General features: G+C 49.0%; 31 protein-coding genes. 22 read left to right on the plus strand and 9 right to left on the minus strand.

All coding sequences use genetic code 11. The annotated features are described in order from the left end of the window. Positions 1–5 precede the first annotated feature (5 nt). The 16 genes from ACZ50P_RS05265 (at position 6) to ACZ50P_RS05340 (ending at position 7,820) form a co-directional block, all read left to right on the plus strand. Positions 6–662 carry a hypothetical protein gene (locus tag ACZ50P_RS05265; RefSeq protein ID WP_464134029.1) on the plus strand — a complete coding sequence of 219 codons (657 nt, stop codon included), beginning with the start codon at positions 6–8 and terminating at the stop codon, positions 660–662. Next, on the plus strand, positions 655–1,161 hold the full coding sequence (locus tag ACZ50P_RS05270; RefSeq protein ID WP_464134031.1) for a hypothetical protein: 507 nt from the start codon (positions 655–657) through the stop codon (positions 1,159–1,161). Before ACZ50P_RS05265 ends, ACZ50P_RS05270 begins: the two co-directional genes overlap by 8 nt. Beyond that, positions 1,151–1,363, plus strand: coding sequence for a hypothetical protein (locus ACZ50P_RS05275; protein WP_464134033.1), 213 nt, complete (start codon positions 1,151–1,153; stop codon positions 1,361–1,363). The genes ACZ50P_RS05270 and ACZ50P_RS05275 overlap by 11 nt, the downstream gene beginning before the upstream one ends. Before the next feature lie 74 nt (positions 1,364–1,437). Beyond that, the gene (locus tag ACZ50P_RS05280) at positions 1,438–1,749 is read left to right on the plus strand and encodes an HNH endonuclease signature motif containing protein (RefSeq protein ID WP_464135185.1); all 312 of its coding nucleotides are present in this window, start codon (positions 1,438–1,440) and stop codon (positions 1,747–1,749) included. 213 nt (positions 1,750–1,962) lie between these two features. Beyond that, positions 1,963–2,442: a MerR family transcriptional regulator gene (locus tag ACZ50P_RS05285; RefSeq protein ID WP_464134034.1), complete on the plus strand. Its 480-nt coding sequence runs from the start codon at positions 1,963–1,965 to the stop codon at positions 2,440–2,442. Positions 2,443–2,497: 55 nt separating this feature from the next. Beyond that, complete coding sequence (locus ACZ50P_RS05290) at positions 2,498–2,809, plus strand: hypothetical protein (RefSeq protein WP_464134037.1); 312 nt, start codon at positions 2,498–2,500, stop codon at positions 2,807–2,809. Further along, on the plus strand, positions 2,793–3,179 hold the full coding sequence (locus ACZ50P_RS05295; protein WP_464134038.1) for a hypothetical protein: 387 nt from the start codon (positions 2,793–2,795) through the stop codon (positions 3,177–3,179). Before ACZ50P_RS05290 ends, ACZ50P_RS05295 begins: the two co-directional genes overlap by 17 nt. After that, positions 3,157–3,402 (plus strand): hypothetical protein, encoded by a 246-nt coding sequence (locus tag ACZ50P_RS05300; protein WP_464134039.1) that lies wholly within the window; start codon positions 3,157–3,159, stop codon positions 3,400–3,402. Before ACZ50P_RS05295 ends, ACZ50P_RS05300 begins: the two co-directional genes overlap by 23 nt. Next, positions 3,399–4,061 (plus strand): hypothetical protein, encoded by a 663-nt coding sequence (locus ACZ50P_RS05305; protein ID WP_464134042.1) that lies wholly within the window; start codon positions 3,399–3,401, stop codon positions 4,059–4,061. The genes ACZ50P_RS05300 and ACZ50P_RS05305 overlap by 4 nt, the downstream gene beginning before the upstream one ends. A gap of 4 nt (positions 4,062–4,065) precedes the next feature. After that, positions 4,066–4,512 carry a hypothetical protein gene (locus tag ACZ50P_RS05310; RefSeq protein ID WP_464134043.1) on the plus strand — a complete coding sequence of 149 codons (447 nt, stop codon included), beginning with the start codon at positions 4,066–4,068 and terminating at the stop codon, positions 4,510–4,512. A gap of 12 nt (positions 4,513–4,524) precedes the next feature. Continuing rightward, positions 4,525–4,734, plus strand: coding sequence for a hypothetical protein (locus ACZ50P_RS05315; RefSeq protein WP_464134044.1), 210 nt, complete (start codon positions 4,525–4,527; stop codon positions 4,732–4,734). 265 nt (positions 4,735–4,999) lie between these two features. Continuing rightward, positions 5,000–5,290: a hypothetical protein gene (locus ACZ50P_RS05320; protein WP_464134047.1), complete on the plus strand. Its 291-nt coding sequence runs from the start codon at positions 5,000–5,002 to the stop codon at positions 5,288–5,290. Between the two features lie 17 nt (positions 5,291–5,307). Continuing rightward, positions 5,308–5,823 (plus strand): hypothetical protein, encoded by a 516-nt coding sequence (locus ACZ50P_RS05325; protein WP_464134049.1) that lies wholly within the window; start codon positions 5,308–5,310, stop codon positions 5,821–5,823. After that, complete coding sequence (locus ACZ50P_RS05330) at positions 5,820–6,302, plus strand: hypothetical protein (protein WP_464134051.1); 483 nt, start codon at positions 5,820–5,822, stop codon at positions 6,300–6,302. Before ACZ50P_RS05325 ends, ACZ50P_RS05330 begins: the two co-directional genes overlap by 4 nt. Positions 6,303–7,077: 775 nt before the next feature. Beyond that, the gene (locus tag ACZ50P_RS05335) at positions 7,078–7,359 is read left to right on the plus strand and encodes a hypothetical protein (RefSeq protein ID WP_464134053.1); all 282 of its coding nucleotides are present in this window, start codon (positions 7,078–7,080) and stop codon (positions 7,357–7,359) included. 221 nt (positions 7,360–7,580) lie between these two features. Then, positions 7,581–7,820: a helix-turn-helix transcriptional regulator gene (locus ACZ50P_RS05340; protein ID WP_464134055.1), complete on the plus strand. Its 240-nt coding sequence runs from the start codon at positions 7,581–7,583 to the stop codon at positions 7,818–7,820. On the opposite strand, the gene ACZ50P_RS05345 is transcribed toward ACZ50P_RS05340, so the two are convergent. After that, the gene (locus ACZ50P_RS05345) at positions 7,812–9,077 is read right to left on the minus strand and encodes a tyrosine-type recombinase/integrase (RefSeq protein ID WP_464134057.1); all 1,266 of its coding nucleotides are present in this window, start codon (positions 9,075–9,077) and stop codon (positions 7,812–7,814) included. The genes ACZ50P_RS05340 and ACZ50P_RS05345 overlap by 9 nt on opposite strands. Positions 9,078–9,472: 395 nt before the next feature. Further along, positions 9,473–10,363: a LysR family transcriptional regulator gene (locus tag ACZ50P_RS05350; protein ID WP_464134059.1), complete on the minus strand. Its 891-nt coding sequence runs from the start codon at positions 10,361–10,363 to the stop codon at positions 9,473–9,475. Between the two features lie 101 nt (positions 10,364–10,464). Here ACZ50P_RS05350 and ACZ50P_RS05355 point away from each other — a divergent pair, with 101 nt between their 5' ends. Then, positions 10,465–11,913: an NADP-dependent isocitrate dehydrogenase gene (locus ACZ50P_RS05355; protein ID WP_464134061.1), complete on the plus strand. Its 1,449-nt coding sequence runs from the start codon at positions 10,465–10,467 to the stop codon at positions 11,911–11,913. A 144-nt stretch (positions 11,914–12,057) separates the two neighbouring features. Here the strand turns inward: ACZ50P_RS05355 and ACZ50P_RS05360 are convergent, their stop codons facing one another. Next, positions 12,058–12,447 carry a hypothetical protein gene (locus ACZ50P_RS05360; protein ID WP_464134063.1) on the minus strand — a complete coding sequence of 130 codons (390 nt, stop codon included), beginning with the start codon at positions 12,445–12,447 and terminating at the stop codon, positions 12,058–12,060. 179 nt (positions 12,448–12,626) lie between these two features. Between ACZ50P_RS05360 and ACZ50P_RS05365 the strand changes: the two genes are divergently transcribed. Further along, the gene (locus ACZ50P_RS05365; protein WP_464134065.1) at positions 12,627–13,304 is read left to right on the plus strand and encodes a hypothetical protein; all 678 of its coding nucleotides are present in this window, start codon (positions 12,627–12,629) and stop codon (positions 13,302–13,304) included. On the opposite strand, the gene ACZ50P_RS05370 is transcribed toward ACZ50P_RS05365, so the two are convergent. The 4 genes from ACZ50P_RS05370 to ACZ50P_RS05385 all read right to left on the minus strand — a co-directional run bounded on the left by ACZ50P_RS05370 (position 13,305) and on the right by ACZ50P_RS05385 (position 16,050). After that, the gene (locus tag ACZ50P_RS05370; RefSeq protein WP_464134067.1) at positions 13,305–13,910 is read right to left on the minus strand and encodes a hypothetical protein; all 606 of its coding nucleotides are present in this window, start codon (positions 13,908–13,910) and stop codon (positions 13,305–13,307) included. Further along, positions 13,907–14,665, minus strand: coding sequence for a TIGR02147 family protein (locus ACZ50P_RS05375; protein WP_464134070.1), 759 nt, complete (start codon positions 14,663–14,665; stop codon positions 13,907–13,909). Before ACZ50P_RS05375 ends, ACZ50P_RS05370 begins: the two co-directional genes overlap by 4 nt. 155 nt (positions 14,666–14,820) lie before the next feature. Next, the gene (locus ACZ50P_RS05380) at positions 14,821–15,126 is read right to left on the minus strand and encodes a KH domain-containing protein (protein WP_464134072.1); all 306 of its coding nucleotides are present in this window, start codon (positions 15,124–15,126) and stop codon (positions 14,821–14,823) included. Between the two features lie 114 nt (positions 15,127–15,240). Continuing rightward, positions 15,241–16,050, minus strand: a complete 810-nt coding sequence (locus tag ACZ50P_RS05385; RefSeq protein WP_464134074.1) for a hypothetical protein — start codon at positions 16,048–16,050, stop codon at positions 15,241–15,243. A gap of 276 nt (positions 16,051–16,326) precedes the next feature. Between ACZ50P_RS05385 and ACZ50P_RS05390 the strand changes: the two genes are divergently transcribed. Beyond that, positions 16,327–18,033, plus strand: a complete 1,707-nt coding sequence (locus ACZ50P_RS05390) for an ABC transporter ATP-binding protein (RefSeq protein WP_464134077.1) — start codon at positions 16,327–16,329, stop codon at positions 18,031–18,033. 30 nt (positions 18,034–18,063) lie between these two features. Here the strand turns inward: ACZ50P_RS05390 and ACZ50P_RS05395 are convergent, their stop codons facing one another. Together ACZ50P_RS05395 and ACZ50P_RS05400 are read right to left on the minus strand one after the other, a co-directional pair. Further along, the gene (locus tag ACZ50P_RS05395) at positions 18,064–18,492 is read right to left on the minus strand and encodes a hypothetical protein (RefSeq protein ID WP_464134078.1); all 429 of its coding nucleotides are present in this window, start codon (positions 18,490–18,492) and stop codon (positions 18,064–18,066) included. A 16-nt stretch (positions 18,493–18,508) separates the two neighbouring features. Further along, complete coding sequence (locus ACZ50P_RS05400) at positions 18,509–19,402, minus strand: pirin family protein (protein ID WP_464134081.1); 894 nt, start codon at positions 19,400–19,402, stop codon at positions 18,509–18,511. A gap of 79 nt (positions 19,403–19,481) precedes the next feature. On the opposite strand from ACZ50P_RS05400, the gene ACZ50P_RS05405 reads away from it, so the two are divergent. From ACZ50P_RS05405 to ACZ50P_RS05415, 3 genes are all read left to right on the plus strand, one after another. Next, positions 19,482–20,255 carry an AMP nucleosidase gene (locus ACZ50P_RS05405; protein WP_464117749.1) on the plus strand — a complete coding sequence of 258 codons (774 nt, stop codon included), beginning with the start codon at positions 19,482–19,484 and terminating at the stop codon, positions 20,253–20,255. Positions 20,256–20,331: 76 nt separating this feature from the next. Then, the gene (locus ACZ50P_RS05410) at positions 20,332–20,820 is read left to right on the plus strand and encodes a hypothetical protein (protein WP_464134084.1); all 489 of its coding nucleotides are present in this window, start codon (positions 20,332–20,334) and stop codon (positions 20,818–20,820) included. Positions 20,821–21,011: 191 nt separating this feature from the next. Next, on the plus strand, positions 21,012–21,551 hold the full coding sequence (locus tag ACZ50P_RS05415; RefSeq protein WP_464117745.1) for a hypothetical protein: 540 nt from the start codon (positions 21,012–21,014) through the stop codon (positions 21,549–21,551). Position 21,552 lies beyond the last annotated feature (1 nt).

Here is a 21,552-nt window from a genome sequence, read left to right on the forward strand (position 1 = left end):
GCATCATGAAGTTCTTTAAGCATTTTACCGACGCACATCGAGGCAGGTCCATCCAGGGTTTGATGGACGAGATGGGTCATATGGGCTTGGCCTATTGGATCATCGTGGAGATGTGTGCGGAAAAAATTGATGAGAAACTTGATCAAAAAGGACCGGGCGCACGCCTTCAAAAAGAGGACTGCGAGTTCGACTTTCACCAGAGAATACTCCGACAAAACCTGCGCTTGAGTCCGACAAACCTCCGGAAGATGTTGGACATTTGTGGCACATTCGATCTGCTTACCTATGAGATTGACGGCAATAACGTAAAAATAAAAATGCCTAACATATTGAAAGCATTGGAACGGACCAAGAAAAAGGACGTCAAGTCTACGTCAGAAGGACGTCCAAACGACGTCCTAGATAAAGAAGAAGATAAAGATAAAGAAGTAGATTGGAAATACGAAGCAGAAATCTGCCTGAAGGCCGTCAGAAAATTCAATTCTGACTACCACGCTTTGGAGTGGCTCGGAGCCAATCGTGCGAAGTACATCGCCGAACTTGGTGGCTTGAAATTCATTCGTGACCTGAAGCAAAACGACTTCGAATCCAGAAGGCTTGCCGGACTGATCAAGGAAGCGTGGGGAAGTTTGCAGAACCCGGAAGGTGGCACACATGCCTAGCATGACCCTTCAGGAGTTCCAGGAACAGGCTACACGCCTTCATCGCCGTTATCCCCATGCATACCCCTACCGTAAGCAGGTGGAGCTTGCATGGCACGTTCAGGGCCTTTCTTTGGAATGGTTTAAAACCCGGGTTGATTATGTCATCCGTTCAGGGAGTCCTGCGTATGACTGGAAGAATTCAGCGGCGGTCGCGTTGAAAGCGTCTGTCATCCTCAAAGCGCCGATTCTGCACGAGGGGCTCGATTTGGAAAACGTGGAGCCTGGATCTGTTGTTTTGTTCAAAGAATTCAAGGATCAGATCACGCAGCAAATCGTGGATGCGACGGGAATTCCTGCTGAGAAATACGAGCTTCACGATAGCAAAAATATCGAGTGCCGGAGCTCGGAGGCAGCGATCGCGAACTTTGAAGAGTGGCTTAAAACGCAAGGCGCCAACAGTGCTGTTGATCTTCTTTTGGCACGTTGGAAGTCAAAGGAGCATGCTGATGAAAAATAAACTTCCCCACGAGGTCTGGGTTGATCGAGAGGCTCTTATTCGTCCGGCATTGAGCTCTTACGTTTCGAACAAGAACGAAATCGAAGATGGCGTCCGGATGTATCCAGCGGATCGCGTGGACCGTGAGAAGCGCCTCATGTGGCTGTGGTTCATCGTAGCGCAGATTTTGTTTCGGGTGCTCATGAACTGGATGGGCATCTGATGATCGGGCAAGGGGTCATGAAAACTCCCACGCGTGATCCGGAGCTGTTGGCATTGTTTCGATCACTGCCCTGCATGGCTTGCGGCAAGCCCCCTCCTTCAGAGGTTCACCACGTAAAAACAGTTGGGTCGGGCGGTGGTGACGATCCTTGGAATCTGCTCCCTCTGTGCGTTGAGTGCCACAAGACGGGAAGGGTTGCCTGGCATTCAGTGAAAGGCCCCAGAGAGTTCCTTCTGACCTATCCTCACGTCTATGACTACCTGAGGAAGCAAGGCTGGGAGCTGCTGAATGGAGGCTTGTTCCACCCGAACCATGCAGATGAGATCGGGATTCTGAGGCAGAAGGTCTATCGCAAGAGGACCAAGAACGTAGGGAGAAGGAAGTGATCTTTGGTGAGTGTCCGAACTGTGGCGCGGGATTGGTAAATGAGCTTTGTTGGCGAACACCTTGTTTTACCAAAGAGGTCTGTCCGAGCTGCGATAAACCCTACTGGCTTTTGCACTCAAGGATAAATCCGGTGGTGCTGACTGTAGAAGAGTTTGAAAGTGAATACCAAATAAACCCAGAGACCAGGCAGGTCTCAAAGAAGGAAGGTTCAAATGAGTGAGCAAAACAAAAGAGAGATTTATCTGACAAAGGGCAAGGATGAGGTGTTCGTTCAGGAAGCGGCCTATCGCATTGGCATCGATCCAGCAACGTTGTTCAGATGGATCCGAAAGGGAAAGGTTCCAGCGAAGCGTCGTGTCAGTGGTCTTGTGATTAAGATCTCCGTAGTTGAGAAGGTAAGGGCTGCCTATAAGGCGCACAAAAACAACTGGGAAAAGCACTGTGAGCAGTTCACATCTGCCGAAAGGTTCGTTGTAGTTCCTGCCATGCTAAACGCAAATGCCCCAGCTCCAATTCTTACTTCGCACGTGGAATCAAAGACTGAGCCGATGGCTGTCAATGTTGTTGTGGCGAAGTCATTCACACCAAAGCAGCGCGAACTAGCTCAAATGGTAAGACGACTTCAAGATCTTCAGGAGCCAGAGCTGGCTGCGCGGGTATCTCTTCGTGTGGTGATGGGTCTGGAAGTATAGAAAAAATGCCCGCTGCTTAGGGGGCGAGCGGGCAAGTCTCCAAAGGAGAACGTTTGTGAATCCAATTGATAGCAATCCACGGGCAGAAAAGAAACCAAAATCTTCCCGGCAGAAAGACCGCAACCGGGTGCAGGCAGAAAAGCGTCGTAAGCGCCACCGGCAGCGTCAGTTCGAATCATACCAGGAGGGCTATCCGGAACGACTTCGCGAGCATCTGGCCGCCGGCGACTCCATCCAGACCTTTCATCGCAAGGTGAAAGTGGAAAGCAGCATCATATACCGGTGGATAAGGAAGCACCCAGAGTTCCGAATTGTGGCCATGGAGTTCAGCAGAGAAAGGGCGAGTCTGTATGACGTCGGCTTATGAGATGGAAACCAGATTCTGCAAGAACGACGGCAGACCATTCAAAGTTATGGTGGGGAGTTCGCAGGATGTTTGTTCGCTGCAGTGCGAGTACGTCAACGGAAGGCTGTCTTCCAGGGCAACCAAGGACAGCGGAGTCAAAGTTAAAGATGAGCCCCGCGATGAGCTGATCAGACGTATCAACGAGATGTTCCCGCAAGCGGGTATCACCAAAAAAGAACTGGCTCGGAAGTTGGGGACGGCAGCATGGAAGGTCAGCGCGATCACCAAGGGTTTGGGATCAGTGACCGACCGAGAGTTGGGAACAACTTTGGATCTCTTGGAAACGATTGTTGAGGAAAGGGCAGATCATGGGGATGAAAGTAAAAGGTAAGGGCTATTACATCTTAAAGGCTGGCGAACAAAGCCTGTCGATCGATGCTTATGGCAACACCACAGATCTAGCGATTGGTGCCTTTGACCATGGTGAAAGACTAAAGACGCCAGAAGAGCGCCTTGAAACCATCCGCCATGTCCGCAATTTCCTAAACCAGGAATACGTGCGCGTGCGAAAGGCACTCGATGCTAAAGCTTCTCATCCGAAGGTGGGGATATGAAAGAAAGACCGATTTTATTCAATGCCGAAATGGTCCGTGCAATCCTTGATGGGCGAAAGACTCAGACGAGACGGGTTGTAAAGGTTCCTCAGCCGATGCCTGGTGCGGGTTTTAGGGTTTACCAATCATCAAATGGCGAGTGGTTCTTTGAGCGAGGTGACATTCAGTGGGCAACTTTTAAATGTCCCTTCGGTAAACCCGGCGACAGACTTTGGGTGAAGGAGACTTGGGGCTGGTTCACGCCAAACTGGGACGGCATCGAGTGGGTCCCTGATCGACCTTTTAAAGAAGTTCGCGAGAAGAAATTCGGGCAGGGCTATGTCGATGGCAATCTAATCTGGGCCGCTGACGGTAGCTTCGCATGGGCTGACGAGGATTCCATGGAAGAGCGCTCAGCATGGAAGCCATCCATCCACATGCCCCGCTGGGCCTCCAGGATCACTTTGGAAATCAAATCCGTCCGGATCGAAAGGCTTCAGGATATTTCAAACGATGACGCCAAATCAGAAGGTTTTGACAGTCTTGGTGCGGATGATTTTCCGCATGCTTCTTGGTCCCCACGTCAAGTGTTCGGAAAAACTTGGGTGAGTCTTTATGGCGAAGAATCATGGCAACAAAACCCATGGGTATGGGTGATCGAATTTGAAAGGGTTGGATAGCATTATGAGTTACGCAGACAAAACAACAGTGCCGGTGGAACGTAGCCAGGCGGAGATCAGAAAGACGATGTCCAAGTATGGGGCCACGGCCTTTTCATTTGCCGAGACCAGGTCCATTGCCCAAGTGCAGTTTGAGATCAAAGGAAAGCGTGTGAAGTTTGACATGCCGATGCCGGCGCATGGAACTGCTGAGGTGGAGAACCGCGGCCGTAAAGTCTTGGCAACCGAAAAGCAGGTCGAGCAAATGATAAGATCTAAGTGGCGTTCTCTCGCCCTGGCGATCAAAGCGAAGCTGGAATGTGTGGAGGCTGGCATCACCACGCTTGAGCAGGAGTTCCTGGCGCACATCGTACTTCCAAATGGTCAGACTTTTGGTGACTTCGCAATACCACAAATTGCAACTGCCTACAATGAAGGCAGAATGCGCCCACTTCTAGGGATGAAGCTGTAGCTGAGGTTTGAGATGAAGAACGAGTATAGAGTAAGGGTAAACTACAAGGTGCCTGAATCCGACACATTCCAGATCTTCGCCGACGATGAAGATGATGCTCAAAACCAGGCATTGAATATGGTTGATGATGAAGACGCAGAAGTGGAGTCGGTTAATCTCATTCAAGAAGGGACCGATGAGCAGTATGTAGATCCAAACCAATTAGCGATGGATCTGGGGTAACGGTAATGCCAGTAAGTAGAACCTATAGAACAAAAGTACAATGCATTGCTAATACCTATTTAGAAAGACACTGGCTGTTCTTTTGGCAAAAGCATGAGGTCAAAGTTCCCTTAACGATAGGCAAGACCTATGAGGCATACAGAAAGATTGACGTGTATGGGAGTGATCTGATCCCAGCCTTCATCGTCTCTTACTGGGTTGAAAACGATCTGGGACATCTCCAGGGGTATATGGATTATAAGGAACTTTTTAAAGAGGTGAATATATGAGCCAAATGACCGAAGCATCAAAGAAGCGAATGCAGATTGAAGAAGATGCAATGGTGGAAAGGTGGAGAAAGGCTTCCTATCCAGCAGCTCTTGGGTTTAAGCGCTATGGGTTCAGAGAAGGCTACCAAGCCGGAATGCAGGACCCGGATGCCAACAAAGAACTGCTGGATGAGTGTGAAAGTCTTTTGGTTTACATTGAGAAGTTTCCAAATGAAGTCACCGACGACGTTCAGAAAATCGCAGCGAACATAATGAACAAAATCAGAGAGGCGCGAGGTGAGAAGTGAGCAGGAAAGTAGTTGAAATGACCAAGCTTGAAGAAAGACTGAATCAGGCGGCGGATCAAATAGTCAGAAAGCTCGATGAAAAAGGCCGAGAATATGATGTCTGTGATTTTGGATTACCTGTTGCTGATGATGGAGAAATGTCAAAGATGACCGCCATGGTTCGAGACGAAATTAAATCTCTGTTCCTTGAACTGCCGGAGCTGAAGGCGTTGGTGGAGGGGCTTGAAAGTTACGCCAGTGGAGATCACTTTGTCTATCACGGAAATGAGGATCATGCTCCCGATAGCGTTAGTGGCGAGCCGCCAAATATAATGTTTGGTGGTGCCGAAGGAAGTGAATTCCAATTTGAAGACGGTTCGTGGGCGAAAAAGAAGCTTGATCAGTGGCGCTCTTTCATCGGTGACGAATCCAACTCTTCGGAAATTCCGAATAGTTCAGAACAAATCTGCCGCGACTGTAACGGTAATGGATACACAGACCCGCCAAATTGGACTGTAAAGTGCAAGCGATGTGATGATAAGGGTTTATTATGAGCGGCGAAGTAAGTGCTCTTAAAGAAACCCAGGTATTCACACCCAGATGGGCTGCTGACGAAATGTTGGATCTCTTGGATAAAGAGCTCTTTGGAAGCGAAGAAACCTTCTTTTTTGAGCCCAGTTGCGGAGATGGCGCGATTCTGATTCCCATGTTGGATAGGATTTTTGCCAGCCTTCTGGCCAAGCATTCCAATCGAGAGAGAGCTCTGGCTGAGACCCTGCATAAGTTCTATGCAATTGAGCTGGACGAGGAAATGGTGATTAAATGCCGCACCAATGTTTGGGGGTGGATCAGTGTGAAACTAACCGAAGGAGCCGATCAGAAAGTCCTCTTGGATTTCCTTATTGCCAACCAACTTAGAGACGCAATCGAACACAACAATTTTTTTCAAGTGATGCAGGAGGCAGAGGATACCGCAGTGTGCAGGAGAAGTAAGCGGCTTTGCTTGATGAAATATGGCGCACGTAAACTATGAAAAGCGCCGCCAGTATCAAAAAGAGTATTGGAGAAGACCAGGAGTAAAGGAAAAGCATCGCACCTATTCTAGGCAGGCTTACCGAAAAAAGAGGGGCTTGCCTCTGCATGATGAGTGCTTAATTGAGAAGTCTCTTTTGGTGGATGGCGAGCGTTTTAAAGTTTGTAATAACTGCTTCCAGTTGAAAAGCGAAGATGAGTTTCACAAACGAAGTGACAAAAAAGCATGGCAGAGACAGTCGATGTGCAAGCCATGCAAGACAGAGTACAACCGCAATTTGTATAGGAAGAAAGTGTTAGGTTTGTAAAATGAGCGGCGAATCTAAAACAGTATCTGAATTGTGCCGAGAGGCTTCTGATTTTCATAGATTTTGGTCAAAAGTTGATATTAAAGGACCAGATGATTGTTGGAACTGGATTGGATCAAAGTGTCAGGGATACGGAATTTTTTATTTAGGAAACAGACGCGAAAGGTCGCATCGATTTATCACCAGAATAATGGGTAAAAATATTAAAGGCCTATCTGTCATGCACTCTTGCGACAATCCATCTTGCGTAAACCCATCACATTTATCAGTTGGTACGCAAAAGGATAACTCTATAGATTGCGTAAATAAGGGAAGGCACAAAAATAAGACACTTACTCACTGCCGAAGAGGACATCCATTTTCAAAAGACAACACTAGAATTAACAGGAATGGATGGAGAACGTGCAAAACATGTCAGCGTTACCTCATGAATAAGAATAAATACAAAGAGTTTCTGGAGAATAAATAATGGGTAAGGCGAGGGAGTTTTGGCTGGTAAAATATCGCAGATTGAGTTTATGCCATTCTGTTTTATACCTCCCGCCAATAGAACCGAAAGATTACTTTGAAGTAAAACACGTCATCGAAAAATCCGCCTACCAAAAGGCTGTGGATGCGTCGAAAGAAATTAGTTACATTGGGTTTGATTGCATTCATTGCGAAATGAAGAATGGGGTTGTTTGCGAAGAACATCTTTTTGATAACGCTCGCATAGCGACCGAGGCGTTGAAAGAACTGGGGGAGTTGTGAAAAATCTGATACTGCTTTTAATGTACTTAGTCATTTGTTCGGGTTGTCACAGGTTAAATCCTTTTGGTTCCGACAATCCAACGCTCGATACCACAGAGAGTGCTGAAAGATTCTGTAAAGATAAAGGTGGGATCGAATATTTCGCAAACTATTACGTTTTGAAATGTAAGAATGGAGCGCAGTTGAGATGAAAGAAGCAATTACAGTTTCAGGAGGTGGCAGTGGGTCCTTCGGTTCATAACTATAATCAACCGGCCGCCGTGAACGTCATAGAATCACCGAACATCATGTTCCTAGCTGATGTGTTGCAGTCTTTGAGGGTGAGTCGTTCACAGCTTTATAAGTTGATGAGTGAGGGGAAGGCTCCGAAGCCGGTGGAATCTTATCATAGGAAGTCAGTCTGGCGCAGAGATCAGATTGAAAAGTATCTGCAGGATAAACTCAAAGGGGCTTTAGATTAGCCCCTTTTTATTTTTAATATCGGCATCAATCAGGTCAGAATCCCTAGTCTTTAGGACGTCGCAGAAGTCGGCCCATGCCTGCATCATCTCCATTCTCTTTTCGATGTGTTTAGTTCTGTTATATGCGCGCCCATTGGTGTCCTTCACCTTGTGGGCGAGCTGGGCTTCCAGAAGGTCTGTCCGCCACTCAAGAACCTCATCGCAGATCGTTCTGAAGGAGGCTCGGAACCCGTGTGGGGTGTGGAACTTCGCCCCCTTGGGGAGATTCTTCTGGGCCATATGAGCGCCATAGTATCCAAGGTTTTTCAGCTCTTTGCGGAGGGTGTCCTCTGAGAACGGGCGAGGATCCGGCGCTGCCCCATCCTTCTTTGTGGTCCGCCCTTTCAGATTTGGCATCGTGAACAGATGCGGGGACACCGCTACTGCCGCCAGATCCTCGAATATTTTTAAAGCCTGCTTGCTCAAAGGGACAATCAGGTCCTCCCCCATCTTCATTCTTTCTGCAGGGATGGTCCAAAGAGCACGGTTAAAGTCGATTTCACGCTCGTGCACCAGGCGAAGTTCCCCCGGTCTGGTTACGACTAGGGGGCTGAGCTGTAGTGCTGACTTAACGTGAAAGCAGGATTTCGACTGATCAATATCGAAAAGCAGTTGTCCAAAATCATAGACGTCAATTACCGCGGCCCGTGATTTCGACTTGTGAAGAGCAAGGGCTTCGCTGAGTCCTTCACAAGGATTGTCTTGTCGAATCCCGGCGATCTTTGCGCGAAGGAATATGCTTGAAGTCATCCACAAGACTTGTCTGCAAGCATCGTATTTGCCTTTATCTTCGATCGCCATGAGGATCTCGAGTATTTTTTTTGAATCGATATCCCGGATATTTGTCGTGAACAAAGGCCCCAAGTATTTGCTGGTTCGAAGATCGTACTTTTTAAGAGTGGCGGGCTTTTTCTTATCCTTCAGCATTTTCTTGCGGTAGTCGGCCACGTAAAAACCCAGGGTGACTTCTTGAGGCGACAGCTCTGGGAGCGACTCTTTCAGCTGGCGGGTTTCTGAAGCCCACTTTCTGGCCTTGGCCAGGCTGATTTCCGGATAATACCCCCCATAAAAGTGCTGTAGAACCCCGTTCTTTTTTATGGAAAGCTGCCAGCGCATTTTGGTTTTTGAGACCCTTAGATAGAGACCGCCACCATCTGGATATAGCGTTACTTTCTCGGAGAATTTGAGTGTCCTGAGTTTCAAATCAGTGAGTGTCATGCATGCCGAATTAGCATAGTCTAATAACCGAGTCTAATAACCGCATGGCGTGGATTGTAATGGACTCAAATGGACAGCTTTGGATACACCACGCGTTGCAAGTATTGAATATCTCTCTGAAAATGGACAGTAATGGACTGAAATGGACACTTCATGCGGTGAATTGTGAGATCGAATTAAAGGGCATTTGGCATTTGCGGTGCCTGCCGACTGCACCATCCTTCTTCTCTTTTTCCTTTTAATTCTGCTTCGATCTTGGATGCTTGCTCCGGCGGGACGCGGAAAATCGCGGATCGAGCGCTCTTTTCCTAGGCGCTCGACACTAAAAAGTGCCACTGGCCCTTTTTAGCGCGGGCACAACTGCCGACTGCTTATTCCTAGATGGGGGCCTTTGCTTATAGTTCTTTTTTCATTTTGGCTATCAGATGGCGGACGTCGGCGTTTGGTTCTTTCTTCTGTCTGGTGATGGCGTAGAATCTCTGCTCGATCTGGGAGATTTTTAGAAGAACCTCAACTTCTCCGGATGCAAGGTCGCTCTGGATGCCCATTTCTGGCATCGCCACGACTTCACCTGATCGAAGTGCCAGAATTCTTAACAAGGCCACATCGTCGATCTCTCCGGCAATTCGCAGTTGTTTGAATTTTTCAAGATAGGCGTCCAGCTCGGGCTTGGCTTCAAAGTGGCTTCCGGGTGTAAACAGCGCATGCGTGGTCAGGATCGAGTTCAGATCTTTTTTTCTTTTGTTGTTCGACTGTTTTCGCATGACCAGCAGTAAAGGGGACTTGGTGATGACGTGCGAATGAAGCTGAATCTTGTGGTCCGGATCTGCGTTGCGCGAGGAAAGAACCACATCGAGCTTGTGCTCGACCAGCAGGCGTATCAGATTCTCCTGGTCTCCTGTTGTGATCTCGAATTTCAAATTTGCGTCTTTCATTAACGGTTGAATAAATTCAAACTGAAAGTTTCTCGACAGCCCGGAAATGGCGCCGATACGAAGAGTTCGTTTGTTGGGCAGTGACCCCTTGGTGGCCCAGTTAATCAGTTCGCGGCTGGATTCAAAAATTGAATTTGCGTATTCCAGCACCTTTCTTCCTTCCTCCGTAATCTGAGGACGGCGGGGATTTTTTCGGTCAATCAGATTTAGCTCCAAAGCATCTTCGAGCAGCTTGATCTGCGAGGTGACTGCCGATTGGGCAATCGACAAGGCTTCAGCTGTTCGGGTAAAGCTGGAGGTTCGTGAGAAGATCCAGAAGACATAAAGGTGATGATGGTTGAGCCTTTGCATTCCGTTATTATATCTATTTTATAGATAACAATGAACTAAATTATCTATTTTTAATAATGTTTGAGATGTTCCAAAATGGTCTCAGAAAAGGAGATCATCAAATGAGCACGCCAAGAATTACAGTGGCCCACGGCGACGGTATCGGACCTGAGATTATGGCAGCGACCCTTCGTATACTTGAGCTGGCAGGGGCCGACCTGGCTTTTGACACCATTGAGATTGGGGAGAAGGTTTATCGCCGCGGACTTGATGCTGGTATTGAAGAGTCATCGTGGAACAAACTGGTTGATAACAAGATTTTTCTAAAGGCTCCTATTACGACGCCTCAGGGTGGGGGATTTAAAAGTCTCAATGTGACTGTTCGAAAGGCTCTGGGGCTTTATGCGAATGTGCGGCCTTGTCGTTCCTATGCGCCTTTTGTAAAGACCAAACACCCCAGTATGGATTTGGTTATCATTCGAGAAAACGAAGAAGACCTGTATGCCGGTATCGAGCACCGTCAGACGGATGAGGTCTATCAATGCCTGAAGCTGATCACCAGACCGGGCTGTGAAAAAATTGTGCGCTATGCTTTTGAATATGCCAGACGCTCGGGCCGCAAAAAAGTGACCTGCTTTAGCAAGGACAACATCATGAAAATGACCGATGGTCTTTTTCATAAGGTGTTTGATGAGATCGGAGCCGAGTATCCGACTCTGGAGAAAGAACACTGGATCGTCGATATCGGCGCTGCAAAAATGGCCGATACGCCAGAAGTATTCGACGTGATCGTCACACCGAACCTTTACGGCGATATTCTCAGCGATATCTCCGCGCAAATCGCCGGATCGGTGGGGCTTGCGGGCTCTTCGAACATCGGTGAAAACTGCGCCATGTTTGAGGCTATTCACGGCTCAGCCCCCCGACGGGCAGGACAGGATTTGGCCAACCCCAGCGGTCTTATCCTGGCATCGGTTCAGATGTTGGTGCACATGGGACAGGGCAAAGTGGCGCAAAAGATTCATAATGCATGGCTGAAGACGATGGAAGATGGTGCTCATACTTATGACATCTACCAAGAGGGCGTCAGTAAGAAGAAAGTCGGGACCAAGGAATTCGCCAACGCGGTCGCGGAACGTCTTGGTGAGGAACCGGTGACGTTGCAGAAAGCCAGCTACTCCGATGAGGCCCCTTTGAATCTGAAGTATGGAAAAAAGAATATAGCGGCCGCTCGTAAAGAACTTGTCGGTGTCGATGTCTTTGTGCAGGAAGACAACCGGGACCCGGACCTTCTGGCGCAGCGATTGCAATCGGCTATTGAAAGCCTTCCTCTGTCGCTGCAGATGATCACCAACAGAGGTGTGAAGGTGTTTCCGCAGGGCATGAAGGAGACCTTCAAAACGGACCACTGGAGATGTCGTCTAGTGGCAAAAGAGCAGGGAGTCAGCAATCATGCCGTCTTGTGGATGTTGATGCGCGAATTGAGCCGCACCAATATCGAGGTGATTAAGACAGAGAATCTTTATCTTTTTGACGGGGAAAAAGGTTACTCGCTTGGACAGGGACAATAAATACTCCTACAGTGGCGAAACGGTCTATTTCGCCACGAAACATGCCAAAGAAACCGCGCTGAGAGGGCCCCTTGAAAAAGTGGGCCTTCGCGGGCTTCCCTGTGGGGACTGTGGTCGCCCCAGTCGCCTTTCAAAGAGGCCCTTTTAAGGGCGAGGAGCCGGTGGGCGAGGTTCCGGAGTGTGGATGCGATTGCAGACTCCGGATAGATGCACTTCATAGTCTTTATCGGACGTGAAGATAGCCAGAGTCCCGGACTGGTATCCTTCGCGATAGCATGAGAAGGTGATACGATAGCGGCAGGACAACCCAGAGCGAAGTTGTTCAGGGCAATCGCTTTGAACCGAGAAGCTGTCACCGGAAATTGTATGTGAAATGCCACGAAGTACGGTGGAGTTGTAATTAGTCAAAAGCATGTCACGGGTGCGTGTTGCAGACACGGGAAGCATCCCAAAATCCATGCGCGATTCGACCTGGGCGGCCGCGCCCAGTGGAGCAAGTAACGTTAAGAACACGAGAGTTTTCAAGCATTTCACGGAAGACCTCCTTGGTGGTAAATCAATTGGGCCTTTGGCAGGAGGGCCAGTCAAACCTTAGGCCGGAACTGCGCTTTTTATCTGTTCGACGTATTTCTCAGAAACATCTTAAGGTCTTGGTTCGTTGACCGCTTGGGTGACACTTGTAATCTGAAAGTCACCGATTGCAGGAGGTCTTGATGAAAGTGGTACTTTTCGCGACAGCACTGTTCCTTACAGCGATGGCCCAAGCCGCCCCGGCCCCAGAAAGTTGTCAGCCCATGGCAGAAACCAAAGGGGGCACCTTGCTTCAGCGAGCCTGGTTGGATCAGGCTGAAATCTGCATGCTGTCAGTGTCACCGACCGATGCTTACAAGGATATGGTTTACCGTGATTATGTTTTAACCGCCGACGGTATGTTCATGGTGTTTAACGCTTACGGCACGGACGGGCAGTTCGGGGCGCGTGATTTCTACATGTTCCCGCGCAAGCAAACTAAAATGAACTATCAATGGAACGAGGAAACCCAAGAGCTGATCATTGAGCACGTCACCGGCGATCGCTTTGTCTTTGATATGAACAAAGCAGTGTTGAAATCGATTTCAGGTGCGAGCAAGGTGACGGTGGATAAGGTCTCAAAGAAAAATGGCGGAGGCGTTACCATCACCGGCTACAGAGGGCAGATTCTGGATGTGGGGTTTGCGCTGAATCAGGATCCGTCGCAGAACAGTGCCGGAAGCTCTGTCCTGCGTGATGGGCAAAGATCCTGTTCCTTGCGTAACAAGGATCTTTTCCGTTATATGAGTGACGGGGATGTGATCTTCCGCTTTAAGACAGACGCGGAATTTCAGAAGCTGGTTTCCGCCAGCTGCCGATAATTAAAAGGAATTGATCAAATCTGTGAAAGCTCGGCGATCACGGAACTGGAAGTCCAGCGAGTGAATTCGCGTGTTGATATGACGAACCCAGCTTGAATTGGAGTCTGGGTTTTCTTCCAGAATGTCACGATAGATGAACTCGTGCATGACCAAAGCCGCTTTTTGATCTTCGTCTAAAGACTGCCACAGCAGAGAATCAATCGCATACTCCTGGAAACCAAAACGACTTTCGTTGGTCTGAACAATCGCAATACGCATACGACAGCCGGGCTTTAATTGGATGGCCCCCTGATCGTTCGGGCCTGTCATCTCAATGCGAGCATGCCAGCGAACTTGTTGTGGCCACTGTTGCAGCCAGCGGGTGTACTTCGCAGCTTTTTCCTGATTCACAGGGCGAATGCGCCCAATCAGATCACTGACTTTTACCTGGAAAGAGCGAGCGGGAGAGTAGTCCATGGTAAGTCCCTGCGCCTGAGCCTCAGCGACTTCCAAGGCCAAAGGGACCTGGTTGCGGCAGCTGACGACGTAACCGCCGTTACGAACCACGTATTGTGCAAAGGCCGTGGGAGCTGCCAAAAGGAAAGCAAAAACGATCAGATATCTCATGCCATCTCCTTGGAGGTTGCGGGAAGCAGCTGCATTCCCAGAGTATAAACTTCGGTGCACTCACCTTGGGAAAGTTTGCTGTAAACCTTCTTCCAGCACTTCTCAAGTTCTTTCTTGGCAGCAGGCAGGTTCTTTGGATTTACCGCCATGGTCACATAAACCATATCACGCTGGTCGGTAGGAACCTTATGGAAGATGTCAGAACTTCTTCGCATGGCTTCCATATGGAATTTTTGCACATCGAAGTTCGGGATGTCGCTTTCAGAGGACAGGCTGCGCACGGCTTTGGAGAAAGTTTCATCGCTGTGGCGCTCAATCAATCCCAGTTGTTCCAGCTTGTCCATGATCAGAACTGTTTTTTCTATGCTGACGCCGGTTTCGTTTGAAATACTTTCAATGTCACACAGGTCTGCATGCAGATCCATTGCCGCAAGCACCAAAAAGAAATCCACGCCAGACACTTCCGAAAACTCGGTCTTTGTCAGAACGCGCTCAATCGAATAGGTGGCTTTCTTACGGTTCTTCTCAGCCTCAAACAGCTGCAGGGCCGCATCGTGATCTTCCTGACTTAAGCGCAATCCTGTGATCAGCTTCTCAAAGTTCGCAGAAGATACGGGACGCTTGTTATTGAAGATTTCAGAGAGATGTCCGGGGGATATGTCCACCCGTTGGGCGAGGGCGCGTAGGGAAAAACGTGGGTTGGCAGCTCGACGTTCTTCAAACTTTTTGTGGAAAAATTTATTCAAAGTCTTCATGGGCATCTGACCTCTTATCAACTCGTGTTTCACAAGTACACGGTAAATGTGAGGGATTGCAAAGATGTCAGTACACATGTTCGGATAATTGTTCGTACATTATAATCGAACACCAAGGCCGCTCTGGGAGCGACCTTGACGGCGCGCGCCAAGCCTTAAAGTACCAGATCAATCACAGCGCGAAAGCCGTGAGTGCCTGCGACGGCAGCCAGAAGCACGCGAAGAGCGTTGATGGTTTTTCCGTTAGCGCCAATCAGACGCCCACGCAGATCCTCGGGGACTTCGATACGATAGACTGTGGTTTTGTCACCTTCGACGTAGCTGACCTGAATGTCGTTTTTGTTGTTACATAGATTCTGTGCGATGGTCTGAAGCAGGCTGCGGATCTCTTCTCGGGCTAAAGGGGAGGTCGTGATCGGTAGCGGACGCATCTTAAATACGGGAATAGCAGAATCATTCATTGGTCAAATACTCCTTAAGTTCATTTTCTGGATCAAGAAAATGAAACTCAAGGAGCTTGTGAAAACCAGTACCGTATTCTGTTTGAAGCGAAAGTTCAAACAGGGCTCAGAAGTTTAGATGTCGTAGATGCCAAAGCCAGTGTCTGGCACATCCATGACATCAAGAGCTTGGAAGATTTCTTCATTGTCTTCAAACTCGCTGCGCTTCTTAGCGTTCAAGCGTTTCTCATCGTGGCAAGGAGTGTAAGCTGAAATTGATTTAGCGATCTTCTTGGATTTTCCACTTTTGGCTTGAGGGCGCAGGACATCCCAATAGGATTTGCGGCTAAACAGGGCATCGTCGCGACGAAGCTGACCGTCCAGCATGCTGAAGGTGCAAGAGAACGTATCCGAAGGCGTTTTGCTGTCGCCGTTGCTGCAGTCTTTGGCGTAAACACCTTCTTTGCCAACGTGAAGCTGCATCAGACCATAAAGACTGCCATTGGGGCCCTTGGCGGGTGCGTTTTTGTTGCAGGTACTTTCATAGTTGGCCATGGCATTAAAGACCAACACCCAGAAGTTGGCTTTGTCAGTCGGTTTCATTTTGGAATAAGTCGGGCAGACGCGGTGAATGTCCGGTGAACCCTTTTCAAGGTTCGGGTAAGAACCCTTCATGTAGTCCTCGCGGATATAGTGCCCCCACTGACCCAACTCGGTTCCGCTGGCGAAGTTGTTGCACTTCGGTCCCCATTTTAGGTTTTTATTGATGTCCGTGATAACAGTCGCGACAAACTGCATGTTGTCTTTCATGCGAGGGCCGGATGGTGTGTTCACGAAACAATCCGTGCAGATGCCAGCCTCGGTATTGCCACGAGTGGCCGAGGCGGTCGGTGAATAAAGCACAGTGATTGCAACCAGTGCGGCGATTCTAGATGAAAACTTCATGTCCAGTCTCCGAGTTAAGTTGTCCTCTAAAGGTGTGGTTGATGAGTTTCTCTTCGGCTCATGCTTGGACTTTCTGTACCAAAAGAGAGTTTTTTTGTTCCCGCCAAGGCGGAAGGGGTGCTCGTGCAGCAGAGTGTTCTATTCTGAGTCAAACACGGTACTGAAAACCAATTAAGACTCACGATCCCTTTTTATTGACCAAAGTTCAGGGATGGGGGAACAGTGGACCTTTTCCACCGGAGTGGTGCTAAAGTCTCTATCCAGAGGTCGAAATTTATGAGCACAAATATCATTGAAGTCCGCAACCTGGCCGTCGAATTTAAGACCGAAGATGGTCTGGTCAAAGCCGTGAAAGACATCTCTTTTGCCATTCCCAAAGGTAAAACAGTGGGGTTGGTAGGGGAATCCGGCTCGGGTAAAAGTATCACGTCGCTGGCCATCATGCAGCTGATTGGAAATCCCGGTAAAATCACCCAAGGTGAGATCCTGTTTGAAGGTCAGGATCTGTTGAAGTGTTCAGAAAAGAAAATGCGCAGCATCCGAGGCGCGCGTATTTCCATGATCTTCCAGGAGCCAATGACCAGTTTGAATCCGGTCCTGACTGTGGCAGACCAGATCACTGAAACCCTGATGTTGCATCAAGGGTTGAGCAAACCCCAGGCTCTGGAAAAAGCACTGGACCTGCTTAAGCAGGTGGGCATTCCACGTCCTGAAGAAAGACTTTATTTCTATCCTCACAAGTTCAGCGGCGGGCAGCGCCAAAGAATCATGATCGCCATGGCCATTGCCTGCAATCCGGATGTTTTAATCTGTGATGAACCGACGACGGCGTTGGATGTGACGATTCAAAAACAGATCCTGGATCTTTTAGCAGAGATTCAGCAAAGAACCGGCATGAGTTTATTGTTTATCACCCACGATCTGGGGGTGGTGGCGGACATCGCCGACGAAGTGATCGTCATGAATAAGGGTGAAATCGTGGAGCGCGGGCGTTCGAAGGACATCTTCGAAAAGCCCCAACATCCCTACACCAAGGGTCTTTTAGCTTGCCGTCCGTCCCTGGAAAAGAACCCGGAACGTCTGCCGACATTAAGTGATTTTATGACGGCCGAGGGTGAGGAGATCAAAGCTCCGGTTCAGGCGCAAGTGAGGGCTCCGGCAGTGGCTCGAGAAGACAAGGTTCTTTTGGAGGTCAAGGATCTGCAAACTCACTTCCCTCACACTGGTGGTTTGCTGGGGCGTGTGCAGTCTTGGACCAGAGCCGTGGATGGTGTCAGTTTCCAGGTGAAAAAAGGCCAAACGCTGGGACTGGTGGGTGAATCTGGTTGCGGTAAGACGACGCTGGGGCGCACGATCCTGCGGCTGATTGAACCCACGGGGGGACAGATTATCTATGATGGCCAGGACATTTCGGCGATGGATGCCCGTCAACTGATGCCTGTTCGTAAGAAAATGCAGATCATCTTTCAGGATCCATATGCGTCGTTGAATCCGCGCATGACAATTGGGACCATTCTGATGGAGCCGATGCAGATTCACAATATCGGGGACAATAATAACCAGCGCCGTGAAATCGCTGCAGAGATGTTGAAGAAAGTCGGCATGAATCCTTCGATGATGAATCGTTATCCTCATGAGTTTTCCGGCGGACAAAGACAGCGCATCAGTATTGCGCGCGCCTTGATGGTGCGCCCGGATTTCATCGTCTGTGACGAGTCGGTTTCGGCTTTGGATGTCTCCATTCAGGCGCAGATTCTGAATCTTCTGCTGGATTTGCAGGATGAGATGAATCTGACCTATATCTTTATTTCGCACGATCTGTCGGTGGTGAAATTTATTTCCGATGAGGTGGCGGTGATGTTCGGAGGCAGGATTGTCGAGCACAACACGGCTCAAAGCATCTATGAAAATCCGCAGCATGAATATACCAAAAAATTATTGGGAGCGATTCCCAAGGGCATTCCCAAAGAGCTGGTGTTATAAGAAAAAGGCCGGTTGAGAAACCGGCCTTTTTTAGTGGCGTCGCTGGTGCCAGCTCCACAGATCCTGGCTGAATTGAGCGGGACTGGAAGAGCCCTCATACAGGGAGCGGATCTGGCGAAGAGCCGAGGCCTGTTGGGCCCCTGTAATTTTCAGAATCCTGAAGAGCTCATTCAAATATTTTCCCTGACCCGCCTTTAGTTCTTTTCCCAGTTTGGCAAAATGAATGGTGGCAAATTGCTGGGTTTCCAAAGCTTGTTCGCTGACCTGGTTCTGGGGGCTGCTGAGCGAAGAATCTGAAGCGGGCTCCGGCCCTTTGCCAGACATCACTTCAGCGTCGCGCGCATGAGTTTCCCAATTGGGCACAAAGGTTTCTTCATTTTGTGCCGAGGAGTCCTTGGGGGCCGAAGAACAACCTGCTAAAGCCAGTAGTGTGATGGAAATAAAAACGTATTTAAACAAGCGACTCTCCTTCATCTTAAGAGCCAGCGGGCTCGGGAGGAAGTGGTATAATGTCAGTTTCCCCGGGAACCTGCGGGAAGGTCAACTCTCGCCATTGTTTTTTAGCCGCTTCAATTTTTTCACGCGAGGATGAAACATAGTTCCAATAGATATAACGCGGTTCAGGGAAGGGTTTTCCTCCCAGAACGATGAATTGTGTGTCCTCGAGGGCGGTGACCTTCAAGGACGAGCCCTGCTCCAGAACGACAAAGTCATCAGGTGGGATCTCTTTGCCATCGATGTCCAGTCGGCCTTTGATGATATAGAACGCCAGTTCCTGATCGCCCGGATCAAAGGTGAAGGTGTCAGACTGCCCAAGCTTTACATCCATGAAGAACAGCGGGGAATAGACATCGACGGGGGATTTTTTGCCGAAGGCCTCGCCCGCAATCAGGGTGACGTTGGCACCATCGACCTGGAAGTTGGGAATAAGGGACTTTTCATGATGGGTGAAGCTGGGCTGGCGATCTTCTTCCGACAGTGGCAAGGCCACCCAGAACTGCAGCAGGTGCAGACGGTGGGCTTTACCCTGGACGGACTCAGGAAGGCGCTCGGAATGGGAAATGCCGCGTCCTGCAGTCATCCAGTTGACATCGCCAGGCAGTAAAACTTGCCTGTTGCCCAGGCTGTCATGGTGAAGCACCTGACCTTCCAGCAGATAGCTCAGGGTGGAAAGGCCGATATGGGGATGAGGGCGGACATTGAGTCCGTCACCTGCGGCAAAGTCCGTGGCCGGGAAATAATCAAAAAAGATGAAAGGGCCTACCATTCTTTTCTTGGCATAGGGAATCAGTCGGTGAACCTGCGGGCCGCCCACGGACACCAGGCGGGGAGGAATCTCCATCAGAATGTGATTTTGCGAAGAACTCATAATCGGACCCCTTTTCTTCTGTGGATTATCATGTTAGCTTAAACCAATTTACCAATTGAAGAAAAATAATGGGAGTAGCATGAAAACAAAAAAAGAAATCGTTGATAACTGGTTGCCTCGCTACACAGGCGTGCCACTGAATGAATTTGGCCAGTATATTTTGCTTACGAACTTCGGCAACTACGTCAAAATGTTTGCTGAGCAGTTTAATGTCCCCGTGCGTGGTTTGGACAAACCAATGCAGAGTGCTACGGCTGAAAACATCACCATTCTGAATTTCGGCATGGGCAGCGCCCTGGCCGCGACTTGCATGGACTTGTTGTCTGCAATCAATCCCAAGGCCGTTTTGTTCCTGGGTAAATGCGGTGGTATCAAGAAAAAGAACCAACTGGGTGACTTCATTCTTCCGATCGCGGCAATCCGTGGCGAAGGAACCAGTAATGAATACCTTCCGGCAGAAATCCCGGCATTGCCGTCCTTCCGTCTGCAAAAGGCCGTTTCCACCATGATTGCAAAACACAGCTGTGATTATTGGACGGGTACGGTTTATACAACCAATCGTCGTGTGTGGGAACATGACGAAAACTTCAAGGACTATTTGACCAAGACACGTGCTATGGCCGTGGACATGGAAACTGCCACGATCTTTGTGACGGGCTTTGTGAATGAGATCCCACGCGGGGCTTTGTTGCTAGTGTCTGACAACCCGATGATTCCAGACGGAGTTAAGACCGAAGAAAGTGACAGGAAAGTGACCGCCAACTTTGTAGAGAAGCATTTGGCTATCGGCATTGATTCTTTGCGTGAGCTGCGTGATTCCGGCGAATCCGTGAAACACATGCGCTGGGATTGATTTCAGACAGTTTCACCCATCTTCCATTCCAAACCCCGTTGCGCTCGACTAGGTTCAAAGACTTAAGGAGGCCGCGATGGGGAAATGGATTCTTGTTTTGTTTGCAGTCATAAGTCTTTTTGCCACTCTGGGGGCGCAGGCGCAGCAGGATCTGCCTCTGCCGTTGCCGGATGAACCCTATCCTGGGGAGCCCAGTCCGAATCCCAATCCTCCACCGAAACCTCCACCTCGACAGGAGATTCCTTATTCATTAGGTGGTGGGGACACGGGGCGGTTTCGGACTCGCACCTTCGACTTTTTTCCTCGCGTTGATTTGAATCGTATTGTTCGTATCCGTTTGGTGGGAACGCGAAATAATATCGAGATCAAAGACGTTGTCATTCAGTATGCGGATGGAACCGGAGAGTGGCCGGAGCAGCGACTGCCCGGAGAATTAAAGTCCGGTGGTGTGCGCGAAACATGGCTGAATGGACGGCCTGTTTATCGAATTCAGATTAAAGCGTCGAACTCACATTTTTGGAAAAGGCCCGGAGGCTTTCGCGTGGATGTGATTGCGGTGAGATAAAGAAGATGCCCAAAGTTTCAGCATGAAAATTGGATATGAAAATGCAAAAAGCTCTCGATTTCGAGTCCGTATTTCTGCAAAATTCACCTTTTTTCATGCAATTAACATATTGTGTCATTTCAAAAGTTGCGATATAACTGGGCCACTTTAAATCACCTAGACGTTTAAAAGCACTATTGGGGAGGCTCGTTTTGATCAATCCAGGCACTAACATGCACGCCGACGAAATCGACACAGATTTGGACTCTGACCTAGACAACGAAAAAGAGGTGAAAAAATCGGCCTTCGACGTAGATGTCGATGAAGAACAGGAAACCGCTCTACTGGCGAGCCTGTCTGACAACCTTCTGATGGAAGGTGAAGAAGATGACCTGAATCTGGATGAAGTGGAAAACATCCTGGAACTTCCAGACACAGGTTTCCCGAAGTTCACATTGGCTAAGAATAAAGCTCGCTTTTTGAGAATGGTCAGCTGGTACCGTGGAAAAGAAGAGTGGATCGAAGTAGCTCCTCTTTCTGGCGTGACGAAGCTTTTCAAAACTCAGACGAAAGAGCTCGAAGGCATCCGTTCTTCCAAGTTGGATTACGAGATGGAACTTGAGACAGGAACTTTGACTCCTTCTCAAAGATCTTACCGCCGCGACGAACTTAAAATGTGTAAAGTTCAGGAAAAAATGGCGGTTCACTTGATCTCCAAGCTTCAAGTGAAGATCAAATCCGGCCGTCGCTAGT

The sequence above is a fragment of the Bdellovibrio sp. CKG001 genome (assembly GCF_055397465.1).